Here is a 15,868-nt window from a genome sequence, read left to right on the forward strand (position 1 = left end):
CGGCGCACCGATGCCGTTGGCCGGTGCTGTACTGACGGCGGATCGCATTGAGCGGTCCGGTACGAAAATGGGGGAACGGAAATGCGAAAGCTGTTCGCCGCCGGTGTGGCGGCATTGATGGCCTGCCTGGTTGTTCCGCCCGCCACGTCGGCTGAGACGCCGGCCGCCGCGTCGTGGTGTGCCCCTCCAGGTTCGGAGGGAAACGGCACGATGAACGTGTTCATCGTCCCGACGAGCGGCGACAACTGCGGGGTGCTCCGGATGGTGGCGCAGCTCGCGCCCGTGTCAGGCCTGCCGACCCAGACCGGTTTCTTCCGGATGTACGGCCCGAACGGGCACATCGGTGACAGCACGACCAAGTACTGGACGTATCAGGAGTCGTATCGCGTCGACGTGAACCAAAGGTGTTCGACGGTTCGTTGTGATGCGCGGAGTTCTGGATGCAGACCGGATCCACGTTCACCCGCGGCAGCGAACCGGTTTGTGCCGAGTTCTGACATTTCCTGGGGGAAACATGAAGATTCGTGAATTGATGCTGTCCGTCGCGATCGCGGCCGCCGTGCTGCCGACCGGCGCCGCCGCGGCGATGCAGGAGAGCACGAACGGGACGTGCGGGCCTGTTCCGACGCAGAGCGAGTGCCAGATCGCGACGTTGAACTTCCCGGCGGCAGGCTCTCCGTCGACGTGGACATCGTCCGAAGCTGGCCGTTCGGCAACTACCGGACGACGTGGGTGTGCGAGAACGTCCACGCGGGCGGCGTCTCGTTGACCGTCGACAAGCAGACCCCGGACTTCGCCCACCTCGGCATGCGCTGGTAGTCACCCGGCCAGCTGCGGCGTGACCAGCCCGGACTCGTAGGCCATCACCACGGCCTGGGCCCGGCTGGTCAGCCGCAGCTTGGTCATCACGCGGTTGAGGTGCGTCTTCACCGTGCCCTCGGTGACGGTCAGCTTGCTCGCGATCGCGGCATTGGTCAGGCCGGTGCCGACCAGCCGGAGAACCTCGCGTTCGCGGTCGGTGAGGTCGTCGAGACCGACCGGGGCCCACGGCGCGACCGGCACGTCACCGCGCAGATAGGCCGCGACGAGCCGGCGCATGACGGTCGGGCTGAACTGCATCTCGCCGGACGCGACCGCGGTGATCGCGGCCAGCAGCCGGGCGGGCTCCGACTCCTTCAGCACGAACCCCGCCGCGCCCAGGCGCAACGCCTCGTGGACGTACTCGTCCAGGTCGAAGGTCGTCAGCACCAGCACCCGCGCGGACGTCGCGACGCGCTTGAGCGCGCTCAGCCCCGGCAGGCGGATGTCCAGAAGGATCACGTCCGGCGCGGACGACTGGGCCAGCCGCACGGCGGTCTCACCGTCCGCGGCCTCGCCGACGACGGTCAACTCCGGTGTGGCGTTCAGCAACGCGACCAGGCCCGCTCTGAACAACGGCTGATCGTCAACCACAAGCACGCGCGTCACAATGCCCCTCATCCATGTGACGTCACCGCGGTAGATCCCCCCAACCGGAAGCGTACCGCGAAAGTTGACGGGAGATCCACTGTTCGTGAGACGACCCGGTTCCGCTTCGCCGATACGTTGCGGCGCATGCGAACCGCATCGGCCGACCTGCTCGCCGTCCGCACGATCACCGCCGACGGCTCGGACGTCTACTTGCGAATCACGTCGAGTCCGGCCGACCTGGAGATCCGGTGGTACCGCGATGGTGACCAGCGGGTGGCCGGCAGCCCCGTGCTGTTTCCGGCGGGTGATCGTTCGCGTCGGCGCATCGGCTCGAACTTCCGCGCGGGCACCACGTTCTGCCTGGGGGTCGTCGGTGCTTCGGGGGACGCCTGGTGCGGCGTCGTCGACTGGAACGTCTACTCCTGAAGGAGAACTTCAGATCACGTGGTTCACCACGGCCCGCACGATCACCGTCGCCGGGTCGAACATCGACGCCAGGGTCGCGCTCGGTGGCGTCATGCAGCTCGCCTGGTACAAGTGCGGTGACCGCACCACGCGTGGCGCGTTCGTGCGCATGGAGGAGACCCGCAAACACGTGGGCACGAACTTCAAGGCGGGCACCAAGTTCTGCCTCGCCTCGAACAGCCCGTACACCGAGGGGACCGTCGGAGGAACGCTGTGGTGGAGCGGTACCTGATCGCGGCTCTCGCGGTGGCTCTGGTGTCCGGGTGCGCGTCACCTCCGCCACAACCACAGCTCGTGGATCAGCGGCAGTACGCGAAAGCCGTGCGGGACAGCTCTTCCGCCTTCACGTGGCCGGACGGCCGCAAGCCGGACCTCGACGTGCTCGCGGAGAAGTCGGGGCCAGGACCGGACAAGGCGGGAGACGGTGCGCAGGCCGCCGACTACGTGACGTCGAACTGCGAGTCCGTGGTCTGGCAATAGAAACGGGGCATGTCCGAAGTGGACATGCCCCGTTCCGCTGACGGACGGATCAGACGGCGCCCATCGTGCCGGACACGCCGGACGCTTCGCCGAGCTGGACCATCTTGGCCTTGTCCTCGTCCAGCTTGATGACCTTCTTGTTGCGGCGGTTGCGCTTCTCCAGGTAGTTCGCGAACCACGTGAGGAGCAGGCACAGTCCGATGTAGATGGCCGCGACCACGATCATCGTCGGGATGAGCGGGCGGCCGAACTGCAGCTGACCACCGATCTGGCGGCCCCAGTACAGCAGCTCCTCGAAGGTGATGAGGAAGCCGAGCGCGGTGTCCTTCAGCAGCACGACGAGCTGGCTGATGATGGTCGGCAGCATCGCCCGCAACGCCTGCGGCAGCAGCACGAGCACCATCACCTGCGTCTTGCGCATGCCCAGCGCGTACGCGGCCTCGCTCTGGCCCTTGGGCAGCGAGTTGATGCCCGCGCGGAACACCTCGGCGAGCACCGAGCCGTTGTACAGCATCAGGCTGAGCACGACCGCGGTGAACGCGGAGAGCTTGATGCCCGTCGACGGCAGGCCGTAGTAGAAGAAGAACATCATGATGACGAGCGGGATCGCGCGGAACAGCTCCACGATCACCGCCGCGGGTGCGCTGACCCACTTGTGGTCCGACAACCGGGCCGCCGCGAACACCGCGCCGAACAACAGTGCCAGCACCGCGCCGACCGCGAACGCGCTGAGCGTGCGGCCGAGCGCGTCGATCAGGGAGAGCTGGATCTGCTTGTACTCGAACCAGCTCCACTTGCGGCCCTCGAACTGGCCGGTGTCGAAGAAGCGCCACACCACGTAGCCGACGAGCGCTGCGATCGCGACGCTGCCGACGACCGCGTACGCGCGGTACCGGGTCCTGGCCCGGGGACCGGGAACGTCGAACAGAACGGTGGTCATCGGGCCACGCTCCAGCGCTTCTCGAGAACCCGCTGCAGGTACGTCAGCGGCATGACCAGCAGGACGAAGATGGCGGCGACCCACAGCATGCCGGTCAGGGTGTCCTCACCGAGCTCGGACAGCGCGTCGCGGATGGCGCCCGCTTCCCGGACCGAGAAGCCCGCCGCGACGGTGGTGTTCTTCAGCAACGCGATGAACGTGCTCACCATGGGCGGGACGACGGACCGCAGGGCCTGCGGCAGCACGATGCTGCCGAGCATTTGGGTGAACGTCAGGCCCAGCGCCCGTGACGCCTCGGCCTGGCCGACCGGCACCGTGTTGATGCCGGAACGGACGACCTCGCAGACGAACGCCGACGTGTAGAGCGACAGCGCCACGACCGCGGCGGTGAAGAACTCGAACTTGATGATCTCCAGGTAGGGGTACGCGAACACGAAGAACACGAACACCAGGGTGAGCGGCGTGTTGCGCACGACCGTCACGTACAGCGTGCCGACCCCGCGGAACACGGGAACCGGGCTGACGCGCAGCATCGCGAGGAAGATGCCCAGCAGCAGCGACGCGATCCCGGAGACCGCGAACAGCTTCAGTGTGTTCGCGAAGTGGTGCACGAACAGGTCGATATTGCGGGTGAGGACGCCCATCGAATTCCTTGCCGTCGTCCGTCGTCAATGGAACGGCCGGTGGACCCGCCGCGCGAGTCCACCGGCCACAAAGGAACGTCAGTACTTCTCGAGGGTCGGGTGCTTGCCTTCCGAACCCGACTTGCCCAGCGTGTTCTTGTAGATCTCGTCCCACTTGCCGTCGGACAGCGACTTCTCGAGGATCTCGTTGACCTTGTCGCGCAGGGCCTTGTCGTCCTTCGGGAGACCGATGCCGTACTTCTCCGTGGAGAACGTCTGGCCGACGACCTTCAGCTTGTCCGGCTCGGCGGCCGCGTAGCCCTTGAGGATCGCGTCGTCGGTGCTGACCGCGTCGACCTCACCGTCGAGCAGCTTCGTCACGCACAGCGAGTAGCTCTGCAGCTCGACCACGTTGGCGTCGGGCTCGACGAGCTTCTTGTCGCGCAGGAGCTTCGCCGGCGTCGAGCCCGTCACGGAGCAGACCTTCTTGCTCTTGATCGTGTCCGGACCCTTGATGTCGGCGTTGTCCTTCTTCACCAGCAGGTCCTGGCCCGCGATGTAGTACGGGCCGGCGAAGGACACCTTCTCCTTGCGGGCGGCGGTGATGGAGTACGTGCCGACGTAGTAGTCGACGTCACCGTTGATGATCGCCTGCTCGCGAGCCGCGGACTGGATCGTCTTGAACTGGATCTTGTCCTCGGCGAAGCCCAGCTGCGCCGCGATCAGCTTCGCCATGTCGATGTCGAAGCCCGTGTACTTGTTCGTCGTCGGGTCCTTGTAGCCCAGACCCGGCTGGTCCTCCTTGACACCGACGACCAGCGAACCGCGAGCCTTGATCTTCTCGAACGTCGGCGAACCCTCGACCTTGACGTCCTTGGCCACGTCGAAGACACCGGCGGGTGCTCCCGTGTCGGTGCCGGTGCCTTCCTTGCCACACGCGGTCAGGGCGAGACCACCCGCCAGCAGCACCGCCGCAAGGGTGCGAACCCTCATCGTCCTTCTCCTGCCTTCGTTCGAAAGTGGGCTGACTTCTAGTGAGTCAGGATCTTGCCAAGGAAGTCCTTCGCGCGGTTGGACTTCGGGGCCGAGAAGAACTCTTCCGGGGTGGAGTCCTCGACGACCTCGCCGTCGGACATGAAGATCACCCGGTCCGCGGCCTTGCGGGCGAAGCCCATCTCGTGCGTGACGACCAGCATCGTCATGCCGTCCTTGGCCAGGCCCGTCATGACGTCCAGGACTTCCTGGACCATCTCGGGGTCGAGGGCGGAGGTCGGCTCGTCGAACAGCATCACCTTGGGCTTCATCGCGAGCGCGCGGGCGATCGCCGCACGCTGCTGCTGTCCACCCGAGAGCTGAGCCGGGAACTTCTCCGCCTGGTTGGCGATCCCGACCCGCTCCAGCAACTCCATCGCGGTCTTGCGGGCCTCGCTCGCCGGAGTCTTGCGCACCTTCACCGGAGCGAGCATCACGTTCTCGATGATGGTTTTGTGCGCGAAAAGGTTGAAGGACTGGAACACCATGCCGACATCGGCGCGCAGGCGTGCCAGTTCCTTTCCTTCGGCGGGAAGAGGCTGCCCGTCGACCTCGATGACGCCGGAATCAATCGGCTCGAGTCGGTTGATGGTCCGGCACAGGGTCGACTTACCGGAACCCGACGGCCCCAGCACGACCACGACCTGCCCCTTCGGCACCTCCAGCTGCACGTTCCTGAGCACGTGCAACGGGCCGAAGAACTTGTCCACACCCGCCATGCGAATCATCGGCGGGGTAGAGGCGGCAGTCATCCAGTCCTCCATTTGGGGTCGTCGGCGTTGGCGGAAACCTAGGTGTCCGCCACCACACCAGTCCAGGACATTGAGCAAGACTTAGGGTCTCAACTCTGTCACAGGCAGACATCGGTTGCCCGGGAGGTAGCGAAAGTGCGCGTGCTGCTCGTCGAGGACGACGACAGGGTCGCAGAGGCCTTGGTCCCAGCCCTGACCAGACGGGGTTTCCAGGTGGACCGGCAGGCCACTGGCCGCGGCACGCTCGACCGCCTCACCGGCGTCGACGTGGTGCTGCTCGACCTCGGCCTGCCCGACATGGACGGCGTGACGCTGTGCCGTGCGATCAGGGCGGCCTCGGACGTCGCCATCATCGTGGTGTCGGCGCGAGGGGAGATCGACGACCGGATCCTCGGCCTGCACGCCGGGGCGGACGATTACCTGGTCAAGCCCTATGACGTGGGCGAACTGGTGGCGCGCGTGCACGCGGTGCGCCGCCGCCGGGGCGCCGATCCCGTCGGGGTGGGAGCGGTGTCGACGGAAGTGTTCGAGACCGGAGACGTGCGGGTCGACCTGGGGCGCCACGAGGTCACCGTGGCGGGTGAACCCGTCGCCCTTTCGCGCAAGGAGTTCCAGGTGCTCGCGCTCGTGATGGCGGCGGGTGGCGCGGTGTGCACGCGGGAGCGGATCCTCGCCGAGGTGTGGGGGAGGACGTGGTCCGGCGCGAACCGCACGCTCGACGTCCACGTTGCCACGCTGCGTACCAAGCTCGGCCGTCCGGCGTTGCTGGAGACCGTGCGCGGAGTCGGTTACCGGCTGGGACAGGCGTCGTGAATCTTCACCTGATCGGGTTGGGTGACCGCTCGTGAGGTCCCGGCTGCTGGGCGTGGTGCTCGCCCTGATCGTCCTGGTGCTCGTCGGACTGGGCCTGCCGCTCGGGCGCGGGGTGGCGGCCGCGGAACAGCAGGAGATGTTCCTCGACCGCCTCACCGACACGAGCCGGTTCGCCTCGCTGGCGCAACGGCCGTTGATCGACGACAAGCCGCACCTGCTGCGGCCTGAGCTGGAGCGGTACAGCGAGCTCTACGACATCGGCGTGGCCGTGGTGGCCCGGGACGCGCCGACGGTGCCGGTCGTCGCGTCCCGCAACGACCTCGCGCTCGGGGACAGCGCCGTCCAGGACCTCGTGAGCAAGGCCTTGGCCGGACGTCTGCCGGTCGCGCCGCCGCTGTTCATGCCGTGGAGCGACACCAAGCTGGTGCTCGCCGAACCGGTGCTGGTCGACGGCGAGGTGCGGGGCGCGGTGATCACGTTCTCGCCGACGTCGAAGACCCGGTTCGAGGTGCTGGCCTGGTGGGCGTTGCTGCTCGCGGCGAGCCTGCTGGTGCTGGCGCTCGCGGTGCTGCTGGCGCTGCCGGTGGTGCGGTGGACGTTGCGCCCGGTGCAGGCGCTGGACGACGCGACCGGAAAGTTGCTCGCCGCCGTGGTTTCGGGCCGGCCGGTGCCGCCGGTGGGGGCGGAGAGCGGGCCACCGGAACTGCGCCAGCTCTCGCGGTCGTTCGACCAGATGGCCGCGAACGTGAGCGATGTGCTTGCCTCGCAACGGGCATTCGTCGCCGACGCCTCACACCAGCTGCGCAACCCGTTGACCGCGCTGAAACTCCGGCTGTCCAACCTGGAGGGTCACGTCGACGCCGAGGCCGAGGTGCACCAGGTGGAGGCGTTGAGCGAGGCCGACCGGCTGAACCGGATCCTCGACGAGCTCCTCGCCATGGCGCGGGCCGAGTCCAGTTCGGTCGATCCGGTGCCGGTCGACGTCGACAAGTCGGTGGCCGCGCGTCTGTCGGCGTGGCAGGCGGCCGCGACGGCCAAGGAAGTCCACCTCGTGCTCGACGGTGAGCGCGTCGGCATGGCTCTCGCGCCGCCGCGTGGCGTGGAAACGGTGCTCGACGCGCTTCTCGACAACGCGTTGAAGTTCACCCCGGAGGGGACGCTGATCGTGGTCGACGTGCGCAAGGACGGCGACGTCGTCCGGCTGTCCGTCGCGGACCACGGCCCCGGTCTGCAGGCCGACGAGCTCGAACGCGCGACCGACCGGTTCTGGCGCAGTCCCGCTCACCAGAACGTGGCGGGCTCCGGTCTCGGGCTTTCGATCGTCCGCCTCGTCGTCGAGCGGGTCGGCGGCAGCGTCCGCCTCGAGTCGCCGGAGGACGGCGGCCTGAAGGTGATCATCGAGCTGCCCGTCGCGTGATGTGCGATATCCAATACGGGATATCCAATATATTGGATATTACACCTTGGATTCGCGGTAGTAGCGCATGGCGCCGTTGTGCAGCGGAACCGGCGACGTCTCGATTGCCGACCGCTGCTCGATCGTGCGGGCCGCCGAGTGCGCCTTCACCAGTTCCGGCTGTCCCTCGAACAGCTGCCGCACCAGCGCCTCGGCGACGTCGTCCGGCATGGAGTCGGTGACGAGCAGGAAGTTGCGCACGACGAGCGTGATGACCGGCCCGGACTGCAGGTTGTACGTGGAAGCCGGCAGCGTCGCGGACCCGTACACGGGATATTGCTCGCGGAATGACGGCAGCTCGTCCTTGAGGTCGAGCATCCGGACCCCGAGCTCTTTGGTCAGCTGCGTGATGCGCGTCGTCGGCAACCCGCCGGACCAGAAGAACGCGTCGAGCTTGCCCTCGCGCATCCACTTGGCTGATTCCTCGAGACCGAGGTTCTGCGTCTGCGGCGTGACGTTCCTGGACTTCAGCAGGCGGCTCGCGATGATCTCGACGCCCGACTCCTCCGCGCCGATCGACACGCGGAGCCCGGACAGCTCGCTGAGCTTCGTCACCGGCAGGTCGGCGCGAACGATGACCTGCAGGTAGTCGTCGTGCATGCGGGCCAGCGCGCGCAACCGGGAGGAGCCCTCGACCTCCTCGAGCGCGTCCGCCTGCGAGAAGCCGACCTGGGCCTGGTTGTTGACCAGCCGGGTGACGTTGTCCTTGGACCCGACCGTGGCCACGACCTGGGGTCGCGCGATGCCGAGACGCCCGCTCCAGATGTCCGCGAGGCCGTTGCCGAGCCGGTAGTAGACGCCGCCCTCGCTGCCGGTGGCCATCGTGATCTTGATGTTCTCCACCGTGCTGCCACAGCCCGTCAGGACCGTTGCGGCGGTCAGCAGGCTCACGGCGACATGCACTCGTCCCAGCACCTGCGCATCGTGCCACGCGGGCGTTCTACGCTTGCACCCGACGAAAGGTTGGTTGCAGTGACCCGCAGTTACCAGATCCGCACGTTCGGTTGTCAGATGAACGTGCACGACTCCGAGCGGCTCGCCGGTCTACTGGAGGACGCTGGCTACGCGCGGGCCGCCGAGGACGAGCAGGCCGACGTCGTCGTCTTCAACACCTGTGCGGTCCGTGAGAACGCCGACAACAAGCTCTACGGCACCCTCGGCCACCTCGCGCCGCAGAAGGCAGCGAAGCCCAGCATGCAGATCGCCGTCGGCGGCTGCCTCGCGCAGAAGGACCGCAGCGAGATCGTCCGCCGCGCCCCGTGGGTCGACGTCGTGTTCGGCACGCACAACATCGGCTCGTTGCCGGTGCTGCTCGAACGCGCGCGCCACAACGAGGAGGCGCAGGTCGAGATCCTCGAGGCGCTGGAGACGTTCCCCTCGTCGCTGCCCGCCACCCGCGACTCCGCCTACTCGGGCTGGGTGTCGATCTCGGTGGGCTGCAACAACACCTGCACGTTCTGCATCGTGCCGTCCCTGCGCGGCAAGGAGAAGGACCGCCGCCCCGGCGACGTGCTCGCCGAGGTCGAGGCACTCGTCGCGGAGGGCGTGCTGGAGGTGACGTTGCTGGGTCAGAACGTCAACTCCTACGGCGTCGAGTTCGGCGACAGGTTCGCGTTCGGCAAGCTGCTGCGCGCCTGCGGTGGCATCGAGGGCCTTGAGCGCGTGCGCTTCACCTCGCCGCACCCCAAGGACTTCACCGACGACGTCATCGCCGCCATGGCCGAGACACCGAGCGTGTGCCATCAGCTGCACATGCCGTTGCAGTCAGGTTCGGACCGCATGCTCAAGGCGATGCGCCGCTCGTACCGCACCGAGAAGTACCTCGGCATCATCGACAAGGTCCGCGCCGCGATGCCGGACGCGGCGATCACGACGGACATCATCGTGGGCTTCCCCGGCGAGACCGAAGAGGACTTCCAGGGCACGCTCGACGTGGTGCGCCAGGCGCGGTTCTCCTCGGCGTTCACGTTCCAGTACTCCAAGCGTCCAGGGACCCCGGCCGCCGAGCTGCCCGACCAGCTGCCGAAGGCCGTCGTGCAGGAACGCTTCGACCGTCTCGTAGCGCTGCAGAACGAGATGACGCACTCGTTGAACATCGAGCAGGTCGGCCGCATCGTCGAGGTCCTCGTCGCGACCGGCGAGGGCAAGCGCGACGCCGAGACGCATCGCATGAGCGGCCGCGCGCGCGACGGACGCCTCGTGCACTTCACGCCCGGTGCCACGGCCCCGCGTCCTGGCGACGTCGTGGAGACCGTCGTCACGTACGCCGCCCCGCACTACCTCGTCGCGGACGGCGAACCGCTGACGTGGCGCCGCACCAAGGCGGGTGACCGCTCCGAGGCGGGCATCAAGCCCAAGACCGCGGGCGTCGGCCTCGGTCTGCCGTCGTTCGGCGCTCCGGCGCCGCTGCCCGCCGTGTCGGGGTGCGCTGCCCAGTGAGCGACGAGGAATTCCTGCGCAAGGAGATCGACGCGGTGGAACAGCAGGCGGCCCGGCGCATCGATCCCGGCACCGGCGCGCTCACGATCTCGATCGCCGTGCTGGCGTTGCTGGTGTCGCTGATCCTGCCGTGGGTCGGCGACGACACGGGCCTGAACGTGCTGCTCGGTGAGTCGGCGGGCTTGGTGCCGCGGCTGTTCTCGTTCTTCGCGTTCGGCATCGGCGTGCTCGGCTCCGGCGTCACGCTCGCGGTCCGCCGCTGGGGCCTGGCGTGGGTGTGCTCACTGGGACTGTTCGCGGGCTCGGTCACCGGTGTGCTGTCGATCTGGACGCAGCAGACGACCACGAGCAACAAGACGATCGGGCCGGGCCCTGGCATCGGTCTGATCATCGCCGTGATCGCGGTGATCGTCCTGCTGGTGAAGTGGGTCAGGATCGCGGCCTCGCGTCCGCCGCAACTCTGACATGACGAAGGCCCCCTCTGAGGAGGGGGCCTTCGTTCGTCGGAACTAGCGGGTCGCCAGCGCCTGCTCGGCGGCGGCGAGCCACTCGCGCCACTGCGCGGCCTGGGCCTCGGCCTGCTCCGTGCGGCGCTTGTCGCCCGCGGCACGGGCCTTCGCGGCCTGCGCCTCGAACTGCTCCACGCGCTCGCGGAACTGCGCCACGCGGGCCTCGGCCTCGGGGTCGGAACGGCGCCACTGCGCGTCGACCGCGCCGCGGACCCTCTCCTCGATCGCCCGCAGCTTGCCCTCGAGCTCGCGGATGCGCTCGCGCGGAACCTTGCCGATCGCGTCCCAGCGCTCCTGGATCTTGTAGAGCTGCTGACGCGCCGACTCGAGGTCGGACGACGGGTCGATCGTCTCGGCCTCGGCGAGCAGCTCCTCCTTCAGCTTCGCGTTCGCCGCGAACTCGGCGTCACGCTCGCTGAAGGCCTCGGAACGCTTCTGGAAGAACGCGTCCTGCGCGGCGCGGAACCGCTGCCACAGCGCGTCGTCGGCCTCCTTGGGCGCACGCCCGGCGGCCTTCCACTCGACCATCAGCTCCTTGTAGCGACCGGCCGTGGGGCCCCAGTCGTCGGAGTCGACGAGCTTCTCGGCTTCCTCGACGAGCGCCTGCTTGGAGGCCTTCGCCACCGAGCGCTGGCGGTCGAGGTCGGCGAAGTGCGAGCCACGACGGCGGTTGAACGCGTCGCGCGCCTTCGAGAACCGGCGCCACAGCTGCTCGTCGGTCTTGCGGTCGACGCCGCGGATGGTCTTCCACTCGTCGAGGATCGCGCGCAGCCGGTCGCCCGCGACCTTCCACTGGGTCGACTCGTTCGCGATCGACTCGGCCTCGTCGACGAGCGCCTGCTTGCGCGCGACGGACTGGGCTCGGGCGGCCTCCTTGGCCTCCTTCGCCTTCTCCATGCCCGCCTCGGCCTGCTGCAGCACGAAGTCGACTCGCCTGGCGAGCGCCGCGAGGTCGCCGACCACGGCGGCTTCCGCGAGCTGCTCCTTGACGTGCTTCGCGCTGGTCAGTGCGTGCTTCGGGTCGCCGGCACCCGACTGGAGCCGCGTCACGAGCAGCTCGACCTCGGTGCGCAGGTCGTCGAACCGCCGCGCGAAGTGCGCGAGGCCCTCGACCGGCTCGCCGGCCTGCCACGACCCGACGGCGCGTTCGCCGTCCGCGGTCTTCACGTACACGGTGCCGTCGGCGTCCACGCGCCCCCAGCGGTCAGGGTGGTCCGACGCCACGGGGACGGCCGGAGGCGTCGCCTGCGCGGTCTCCTTCGGCGTTTCCTCGACTCCACCCTCGGCTGGGGCGGTCTCCGCCACGGCCTCCGGTGTGCTGTCCTGCTCCGACATCGCCGGTTCCTCCCATCTGACGCCCGTGCCTGCCACGGGCGCCCCGCCACTGGCGGGGCCGATGCAATACGGGCGCTGGAGGGTCTCCCGTCCCCAGTTCCCCGCGCGCATTCAAACAGGTCAGAGCTCGACTCGGTACTGGGAGTCCACGATAGGTAGCCTCATTCGTCGTGATCACCCGTGCCGCGGTGGTGCCGCACCCGCCGCTTCTGGTGCCAGAACTGGTCGCGGGAGCCACCGCGGAAACCGAGCCCGTGCGGGCCGCAACCCTTGCCGCAGCAGGGAAACTGCCAGGTCCGTGGGTTGCTGTCGCGGTCGACGACAGCGGCCCCGCGACGATCGTGCCCCCGCTGTCGGGAACTTTTCTCGGTTATGGGGTCGATGTGGTGGTGTCACTCGGCGGTGACCTGCGTCCGGACCCGCGAATTCCGTTGCCTGTGCTAATCACCGCGTGGCTTCGCGAACACTGCGCAGCCGAGGTGTCACGCATTGAACTCGTGCCCCCGGACGTGCCGCCTTCCGAATGTGTCTCGTTTGGACAACAACTCGCTTCCGAGGACGCCGGCCTGCTGATTCTCGGTGACGGTTCCACACGACACGGCTTGCGTTCGCCAGGTTCCAACGACGAGCGTTCGGGGCCTTTCGACTCGCACGTGCACGATCTGCTGGCCGCCGCCGATGTGGACGGCCTGCTCGACCTCGACCCCGAACTCGCCCGCGAGCTGGGTGCGCAGGGCCGCGCGGCGTGGCAGGTCCTCGCCGGCGTGCCCGGTCCGTGGCGCTGCGCGAGCGCCGAGTTCTTCGCACCGTTCGGCGTGGGCTACCACGTCGCAGTCTGGGAGCGCCCGTGATCACGCCCATCGCTGTTGTCGGACCCACCGCGACCGGCAAGTCCGACCTGGCCGTCGCGCTCGCGGAACGGTTCGGGGGAGAGGTCGTCAACGCGGACGCCATGCAGCTCTACCGCGGCATGGACATCGGCACCGCCAAGATGACGCTCGCCGAACGCCGCGGCATCCCGCACCACATGCTCGACGTCCTCGACGTCACCGAGACCGCGTCCGTCGCGGCCTACCAGCGCGAGACGCGGGCTGTCGTCGAACGCCTGCTCGCTTCCGGTCGCCCGCCGATCCTCGTCGGAGGATCCGGCCTGTACGTGCAGGCCGTGCTCGACGACCTGAAGTTTCCCGGTACCGATGACGCCGTGCGCGAGCGTTACGAGGCGGAGCTCAGCGCTGTCGGCCCGGAGGCGTTGCACCGGCGCCTGCAGGAGCTCGATCCGGCCGCGGCGATCGCCATCCTGCCTTCGAACGGCCGTCGCATCGTGCGCGCCCTGGAGGTCATCGAGCTGACGGGGCAACCGTTCTCCGCGAACCTCCCCAAGCCCGGTCCCGCGCGCTACGGCACCGTCCAGATCGGTGTCGACCGCGAGGTGTCCGAACTGGACACGCGCGTCGATCTGCGCGTGGACATGATGTTCGCGGCTGGTCTGGAGGACGAGGTGCGCGCGCTGGTGAAGCTCGGCCTGCGCGACGGCAAGACCGCCTCGCGGGCGCTGGGCTACCAGCAGGTGCTGTCCGCAATGGACGGAGCGTGCACGATCGACTTCGCCGCGGAGGAGACGAAACGCGCCACCCGCCGGTTCGTGCGCAGGCAGCGTTCGTGGTTCCGGCGTGACCAGCGCATCACCTGGTTGGACGGTGCCAGGCCAGATCTCGTCGAAGCCGCCGGTAACCTGGTCCCGTGGAGTTCGTGAAGGGGCACGGCACGGAGAACGACTTCGTCATCCTGCCCGACCTCGATGACCAGCTGGACCTGACGGTGGCGCGCGTCCAGGCGCTGTGCGACCGGCAGCGCGGCCTGGGCGCGGATGGCGTGCTGCGCGTCGTGCGCTCCGAGGGCAAGTGGTTCATGGACTACCGCAACGCCGACGGCTCCATCGCCGAGATGTGCGGCAACGGCCTGCGCGTCTTCGCCCGCTACCTCGTCGACGCGGGCCACCAGCCGCAGGGCGAGTTCGTGGTGGGCACGCGGGCGGGGGACAAGACCGTCATCACGCACCCGGACGGCTCCGTCACGAACGACATGGGGCCCGCGCGGGTCACCGGCACGTCCATCGCCGCTGTCGACGGCCAGGGCATCGGCGGCTTCGCGGTCGACGTCGGCAACCCGCACCTGGCGTGCGTCACCGAGACCCCGGTCGAAGGCTTCGACCTCACCGTGCCTCCCGGCTTCGATCCGGTGATGTTCCCGCACGGCGTCAACGTCGAGCTGGTCAACGTGATCGGCCAGGACGCCCTGCGCATGCGCGTCTACGAGCGTGGCGTAGGCGAGACCCGTTCCTGCGGCACCGGCACCGTCGCGTCCGTCGCGTCGTGGCTCGCCGGCCAGGGCCAGACGACCGGCTCCGCCACCGTCGACGTCCTCGGCGGCCAGGTGTTCGTGACGATCGAGCCGACGACGTCGACGCTCACCGGACCCGCCGTGCTCGTCGCGCGCGGTGAACTCGACAAGTCCTGGTGGGACGCCTTGGCCTGATATATCGCATCCGATATATCAGCTGAGTTCGCAGACCTCGATCTTTCCGAGCCGCTCGGGCTTGACCACGTTCGGATGCGAGTCCGGCGCCGTCAGGCACACGAGCTTGTCGCCGACGACCGCGACGGCGAAGCACGTCTGCGTCGTCTCGACCCGGTGCGTGATCTTGCCGCCCTCGGTCACCCGGAACGCCGCCGCCTGCAACGCCGGCGCCACCCACACCCCGTCGCCGTCGCCCGCGATCCCGTCCGGCGCGATGCCGAACTCCTTCACTTCGGCCCACACCCTGCGGTTTTGCAACGATCCGTTGCGGTCGACCGAAAACGAAGTGAGTTGGAATGCAACGGTCTCGGCGACGACCAATATGTTGCCGCTCTCCGACTCGCCCGTCGGGTCGGGCAGCAGGGCCATGCCGTTGGGGAACTTGAGGTCCTCGGCGACGACGCTGACGGAGCCGTCGGGCTGGACGAGTGCGAGCGCGGCGCCCTGCGGGTCGAAGTCCGGTTCGAGCAGTCGCGGGATGCCGACCTCGTCGATCAGGCCGTGCAGGTCGAAGCCGAAGTTGCCGACGTACGCGCGGCCCTCGCCGTCGACGAGCATGTCGTTGGTGTGGAAGGTCGCGATATCCGATATATCGGCGTGCAGGACCAGGTCATCGCCCTCGAGGCGGCGCACGGTGCGGTGGAGCATGGACACGACGAGCATGCGTCCGTCGGGCAGCCAGCCGAGTCCGGACGGTTGACCGTCGAAGGCGACGACGACCTCGTCGTCACCGGTCGCGAGGTCGAGCGCGTGCACCTCGCCCGCGTAGAAGTCGGAGTAGTAGAGGCGACCGTCGGGGCCGCGTCGCGGTCCCTCTCCGAAGTGAAGACCGTCCCGCAGCACCGTGGTGTCAGCCATGGGCCTCGACGCTAGATGACTGATTCCGTGAAGTTCGGGTGAAGTCGGCCCGGTGCCGGGGCATGGGAGGAGGGTGTTCAAGATCAATGTGTGACGAAAGACCTGAACACCCTCCTTACCGCACTGTACGTGCTGGT

20 protein-coding genes are annotated in these 15,868 nt (G+C 68.2%); 12 read left to right on the plus strand and 8 right to left on the minus strand.

From position 1 onward, the window contains the following. The first annotated feature begins 81 nt into the window (after positions 1–81). Both ABFX45_RS44455 and ABFX45_RS44460 read left to right on the plus strand, forming a co-directional pair. Positions 82–528, plus strand: a complete 447-nt coding sequence (locus ABFX45_RS44455; protein WP_346137155.1) for a hypothetical protein — start codon at positions 82–84, stop codon at positions 526–528. 108 nt (positions 529–636) lie between these two features. After that, the gene (locus ABFX45_RS44460) at positions 637–819 is read left to right on the plus strand and encodes a hypothetical protein (RefSeq protein WP_346137156.1); all 183 of its coding nucleotides are present in this window, start codon (positions 637–639) and stop codon (positions 817–819) included. On the opposite strand, the gene ABFX45_RS44465 is transcribed toward ABFX45_RS44460, so the two are convergent. Beyond that, positions 820–1,467: a response regulator gene (locus ABFX45_RS44465; protein ID WP_346137164.1), complete on the minus strand. Its 648-nt coding sequence runs from the start codon at positions 1,465–1,467 to the stop codon at positions 820–822. It abuts the gene before it with no gap. A 126-nt stretch (positions 1,468–1,593) separates the two neighbouring features. On the opposite strand from ABFX45_RS44465, the gene ABFX45_RS44470 reads away from it, so the two are divergent. From ABFX45_RS44470 to ABFX45_RS44480, 3 genes are read left to right on the plus strand one after another with little or no spacing between them, the layout of a single operon-like run. After that, on the plus strand, positions 1,594–1,875 hold the full coding sequence (locus ABFX45_RS44470; RefSeq protein WP_109640505.1) for a hypothetical protein: 282 nt from the start codon (positions 1,594–1,596) through the stop codon (positions 1,873–1,875). Further along, on the plus strand, positions 1,823–2,146 hold the full coding sequence (locus tag ABFX45_RS44475) for a hypothetical protein (RefSeq protein WP_346137157.1): 324 nt from the start codon (positions 1,823–1,825) through the stop codon (positions 2,144–2,146). The genes ABFX45_RS44470 and ABFX45_RS44475 overlap by 53 nt, the downstream gene beginning before the upstream one ends. Then, complete coding sequence (locus ABFX45_RS44480; protein ID WP_346137158.1) at positions 2,131–2,394, plus strand: hypothetical protein; 264 nt, start codon at positions 2,131–2,133, stop codon at positions 2,392–2,394. The genes ABFX45_RS44475 and ABFX45_RS44480 overlap by 16 nt, the downstream gene beginning before the upstream one ends. Positions 2,395–2,443: 49 nt before the next feature. Here the strand turns inward: ABFX45_RS44480 and ABFX45_RS44485 are convergent, their stop codons facing one another. The 4 genes from ABFX45_RS44485 to ABFX45_RS44500 form a co-directional block, all read right to left on the minus strand. Further along, on the minus strand, positions 2,444–3,334 hold the full coding sequence (locus ABFX45_RS44485; protein WP_346137159.1) for an amino acid ABC transporter permease: 891 nt from the start codon (positions 3,332–3,334) through the stop codon (positions 2,444–2,446). Next, complete coding sequence (locus tag ABFX45_RS44490) at positions 3,331–3,978, minus strand: amino acid ABC transporter permease (protein ID WP_109640501.1); 648 nt, start codon at positions 3,976–3,978, stop codon at positions 3,331–3,333. The genes ABFX45_RS44485 and ABFX45_RS44490 overlap by 4 nt, the downstream gene beginning before the upstream one ends. A gap of 78 nt (positions 3,979–4,056) precedes the next feature. Continuing rightward, entirely contained in the window at positions 4,057–4,950 is an 894-nt protein-coding gene (locus tag ABFX45_RS44495; RefSeq protein ID WP_109640500.1) for a glutamate ABC transporter substrate-binding protein, read from the minus strand. Positions 4,951–4,988: 38 nt separating this feature from the next. Then, positions 4,989–5,717: an amino acid ABC transporter ATP-binding protein gene (locus ABFX45_RS44500; RefSeq protein ID WP_211337648.1), complete on the minus strand. Its 729-nt coding sequence runs from the start codon at positions 5,715–5,717 to the stop codon at positions 4,989–4,991. Positions 5,718–5,876: 159 nt separating this feature from the next. On the opposite strand from ABFX45_RS44500, the gene ABFX45_RS44505 reads away from it, so the two are divergent. Both ABFX45_RS44505 and ABFX45_RS44510 read left to right on the plus strand, forming a co-directional pair. Beyond that, positions 5,877–6,554: a response regulator transcription factor gene (locus tag ABFX45_RS44505; RefSeq protein WP_109640499.1), complete on the plus strand. Its 678-nt coding sequence runs from the start codon at positions 5,877–5,879 to the stop codon at positions 6,552–6,554. A gap of 31 nt (positions 6,555–6,585) precedes the next feature. Beyond that, positions 6,586–7,971: a sensor histidine kinase gene (locus ABFX45_RS44510; RefSeq protein ID WP_109640498.1), complete on the plus strand. Its 1,386-nt coding sequence runs from the start codon at positions 6,586–6,588 to the stop codon at positions 7,969–7,971. A gap of 39 nt (positions 7,972–8,010) precedes the next feature. Here the strand turns inward: ABFX45_RS44510 and ABFX45_RS44515 are convergent, their stop codons facing one another. After that, positions 8,011–8,925 carry a TAXI family TRAP transporter solute-binding subunit gene (locus ABFX45_RS44515; protein WP_233440105.1) on the minus strand — a complete coding sequence of 305 codons (915 nt, stop codon included), beginning with the start codon at positions 8,923–8,925 and terminating at the stop codon, positions 8,011–8,013. 57 nt (positions 8,926–8,982) lie between these two features. Between ABFX45_RS44515 and miaB the strand changes: the two genes are divergently transcribed. Together miaB and ABFX45_RS44525 are read left to right on the plus strand one after the other, a co-directional pair. Next, entirely contained in the window at positions 8,983–10,449 is a 1,467-nt protein-coding gene (gene miaB / locus ABFX45_RS44520; protein ID WP_346137160.1) for a tRNA (N6-isopentenyl adenosine(37)-C2)-methylthiotransferase MiaB, read from the plus strand. Continuing rightward, positions 10,446–10,913: an Rv2732c family membrane protein gene (locus ABFX45_RS44525; protein ID WP_346137161.1), complete on the plus strand. Its 468-nt coding sequence runs from the start codon at positions 10,446–10,448 to the stop codon at positions 10,911–10,913. The genes miaB and ABFX45_RS44525 overlap by 4 nt, the downstream gene beginning before the upstream one ends. Positions 10,914–10,958: 45 nt before the next feature. Here ABFX45_RS44525 and ABFX45_RS44530 read toward each other — a convergent pair whose 3' ends face one another. Next, positions 10,959–12,293 carry a DUF349 domain-containing protein gene (locus ABFX45_RS44530; protein WP_109640494.1) on the minus strand — a complete coding sequence of 445 codons (1,335 nt, stop codon included), beginning with the start codon at positions 12,291–12,293 and terminating at the stop codon, positions 10,959–10,961. Between the two features lie 170 nt (positions 12,294–12,463). On the opposite strand from ABFX45_RS44530, the gene ABFX45_RS44535 reads away from it, so the two are divergent. Genes ABFX45_RS44535 through dapF form a run of 3 tightly spaced genes read left to right on the plus strand, consistent with a single transcriptional unit; the run spans position 12,464 to position 14,831 of the window. Then, the gene (locus tag ABFX45_RS44535; RefSeq protein ID WP_346137162.1) at positions 12,464–13,144 is read left to right on the plus strand and encodes a class III extradiol dioxygenase subunit B-like domain-containing protein; all 681 of its coding nucleotides are present in this window, start codon (positions 12,464–12,466) and stop codon (positions 13,142–13,144) included. Next, positions 13,141–14,049 carry a tRNA (adenosine(37)-N6)-dimethylallyltransferase MiaA gene (gene miaA, locus ABFX45_RS44540; RefSeq protein WP_211337636.1) on the plus strand — a complete coding sequence of 303 codons (909 nt, stop codon included), beginning with the start codon at positions 13,141–13,143 and terminating at the stop codon, positions 14,047–14,049. The genes ABFX45_RS44535 and miaA overlap by 4 nt, the downstream gene beginning before the upstream one ends. Further along, on the plus strand, positions 14,037–14,831 hold the full coding sequence (dapF, locus tag ABFX45_RS44545; RefSeq protein WP_109640492.1) for a diaminopimelate epimerase: 795 nt from the start codon (positions 14,037–14,039) through the stop codon (positions 14,829–14,831). The genes miaA and dapF overlap by 13 nt, the downstream gene beginning before the upstream one ends. A gap of 18 nt (positions 14,832–14,849) precedes the next feature. Here dapF and ABFX45_RS44550 read toward each other — a convergent pair whose 3' ends face one another. Continuing rightward, on the minus strand, positions 14,850–15,731 hold the full coding sequence (locus ABFX45_RS44550) for an SMP-30/gluconolactonase/LRE family protein (protein WP_346137163.1): 882 nt from the start codon (positions 15,729–15,731) through the stop codon (positions 14,850–14,852). Between the last annotated feature and the right edge of the window lie 137 nt (positions 15,732–15,868).

The sequence above is a fragment of the Lentzea roselyniae genome (assembly GCF_039537795.1).
Taxonomy (GTDB): Bacteria; Actinomycetota; Actinomycetes; order Mycobacteriales; family Pseudonocardiaceae; genus Lentzea; species Lentzea atacamensis.

Bases quoted from the DNA above. Each gene is read 5' to 3' on its own strand.
- ABFX45_RS44500 (WP_211337648.1), bottom strand. From the start codon at position 5,717: ATGATTCGCATGGCGGGTGTGGACAAGTTCTTCGGCCCGTTGCACGTG.
- ABFX45_RS44530 (WP_109640494.1), bottom strand. From the start codon at position 12,293: ATGTCGGAGCAGGACAGCACACCGGAGGCCGTGGCGGAGACCGCCCCA.
- ABFX45_RS44490 (WP_109640501.1), bottom strand. From the start codon at position 3,978: ATGGGCGTCCTCACCCGCAATATCGACCTGTTCGTGCACCACTTCGCG.
- ABFX45_RS44495 (WP_109640500.1), bottom strand. From the start codon at position 4,950: ATGAGGGTTCGCACCCTTGCGGCGGTGCTGCTGGCGGGTGGTCTCGCC.
- ABFX45_RS44455 (WP_346137155.1), top strand. From the start codon at position 82: ATGCGAAAGCTGTTCGCCGCCGGTGTGGCGGCATTGATGGCCTGCCTG.
- ABFX45_RS44550 (WP_346137163.1), bottom strand. From the start codon at position 15,731: ATGGCTGACACCACGGTGCTGCGGGACGGTCTTCACTTCGGAGAGGGA.
- ABFX45_RS44470 (WP_109640505.1), top strand. From the start codon at position 1,594: ATGCGAACCGCATCGGCCGACCTGCTCGCCGTCCGCACGATCACCGCC.
- ABFX45_RS44485 (WP_346137159.1), bottom strand. From the start codon at position 3,334: ATGACCACCGTTCTGTTCGACGTTCCCGGTCCCCGGGCCAGGACCCGG.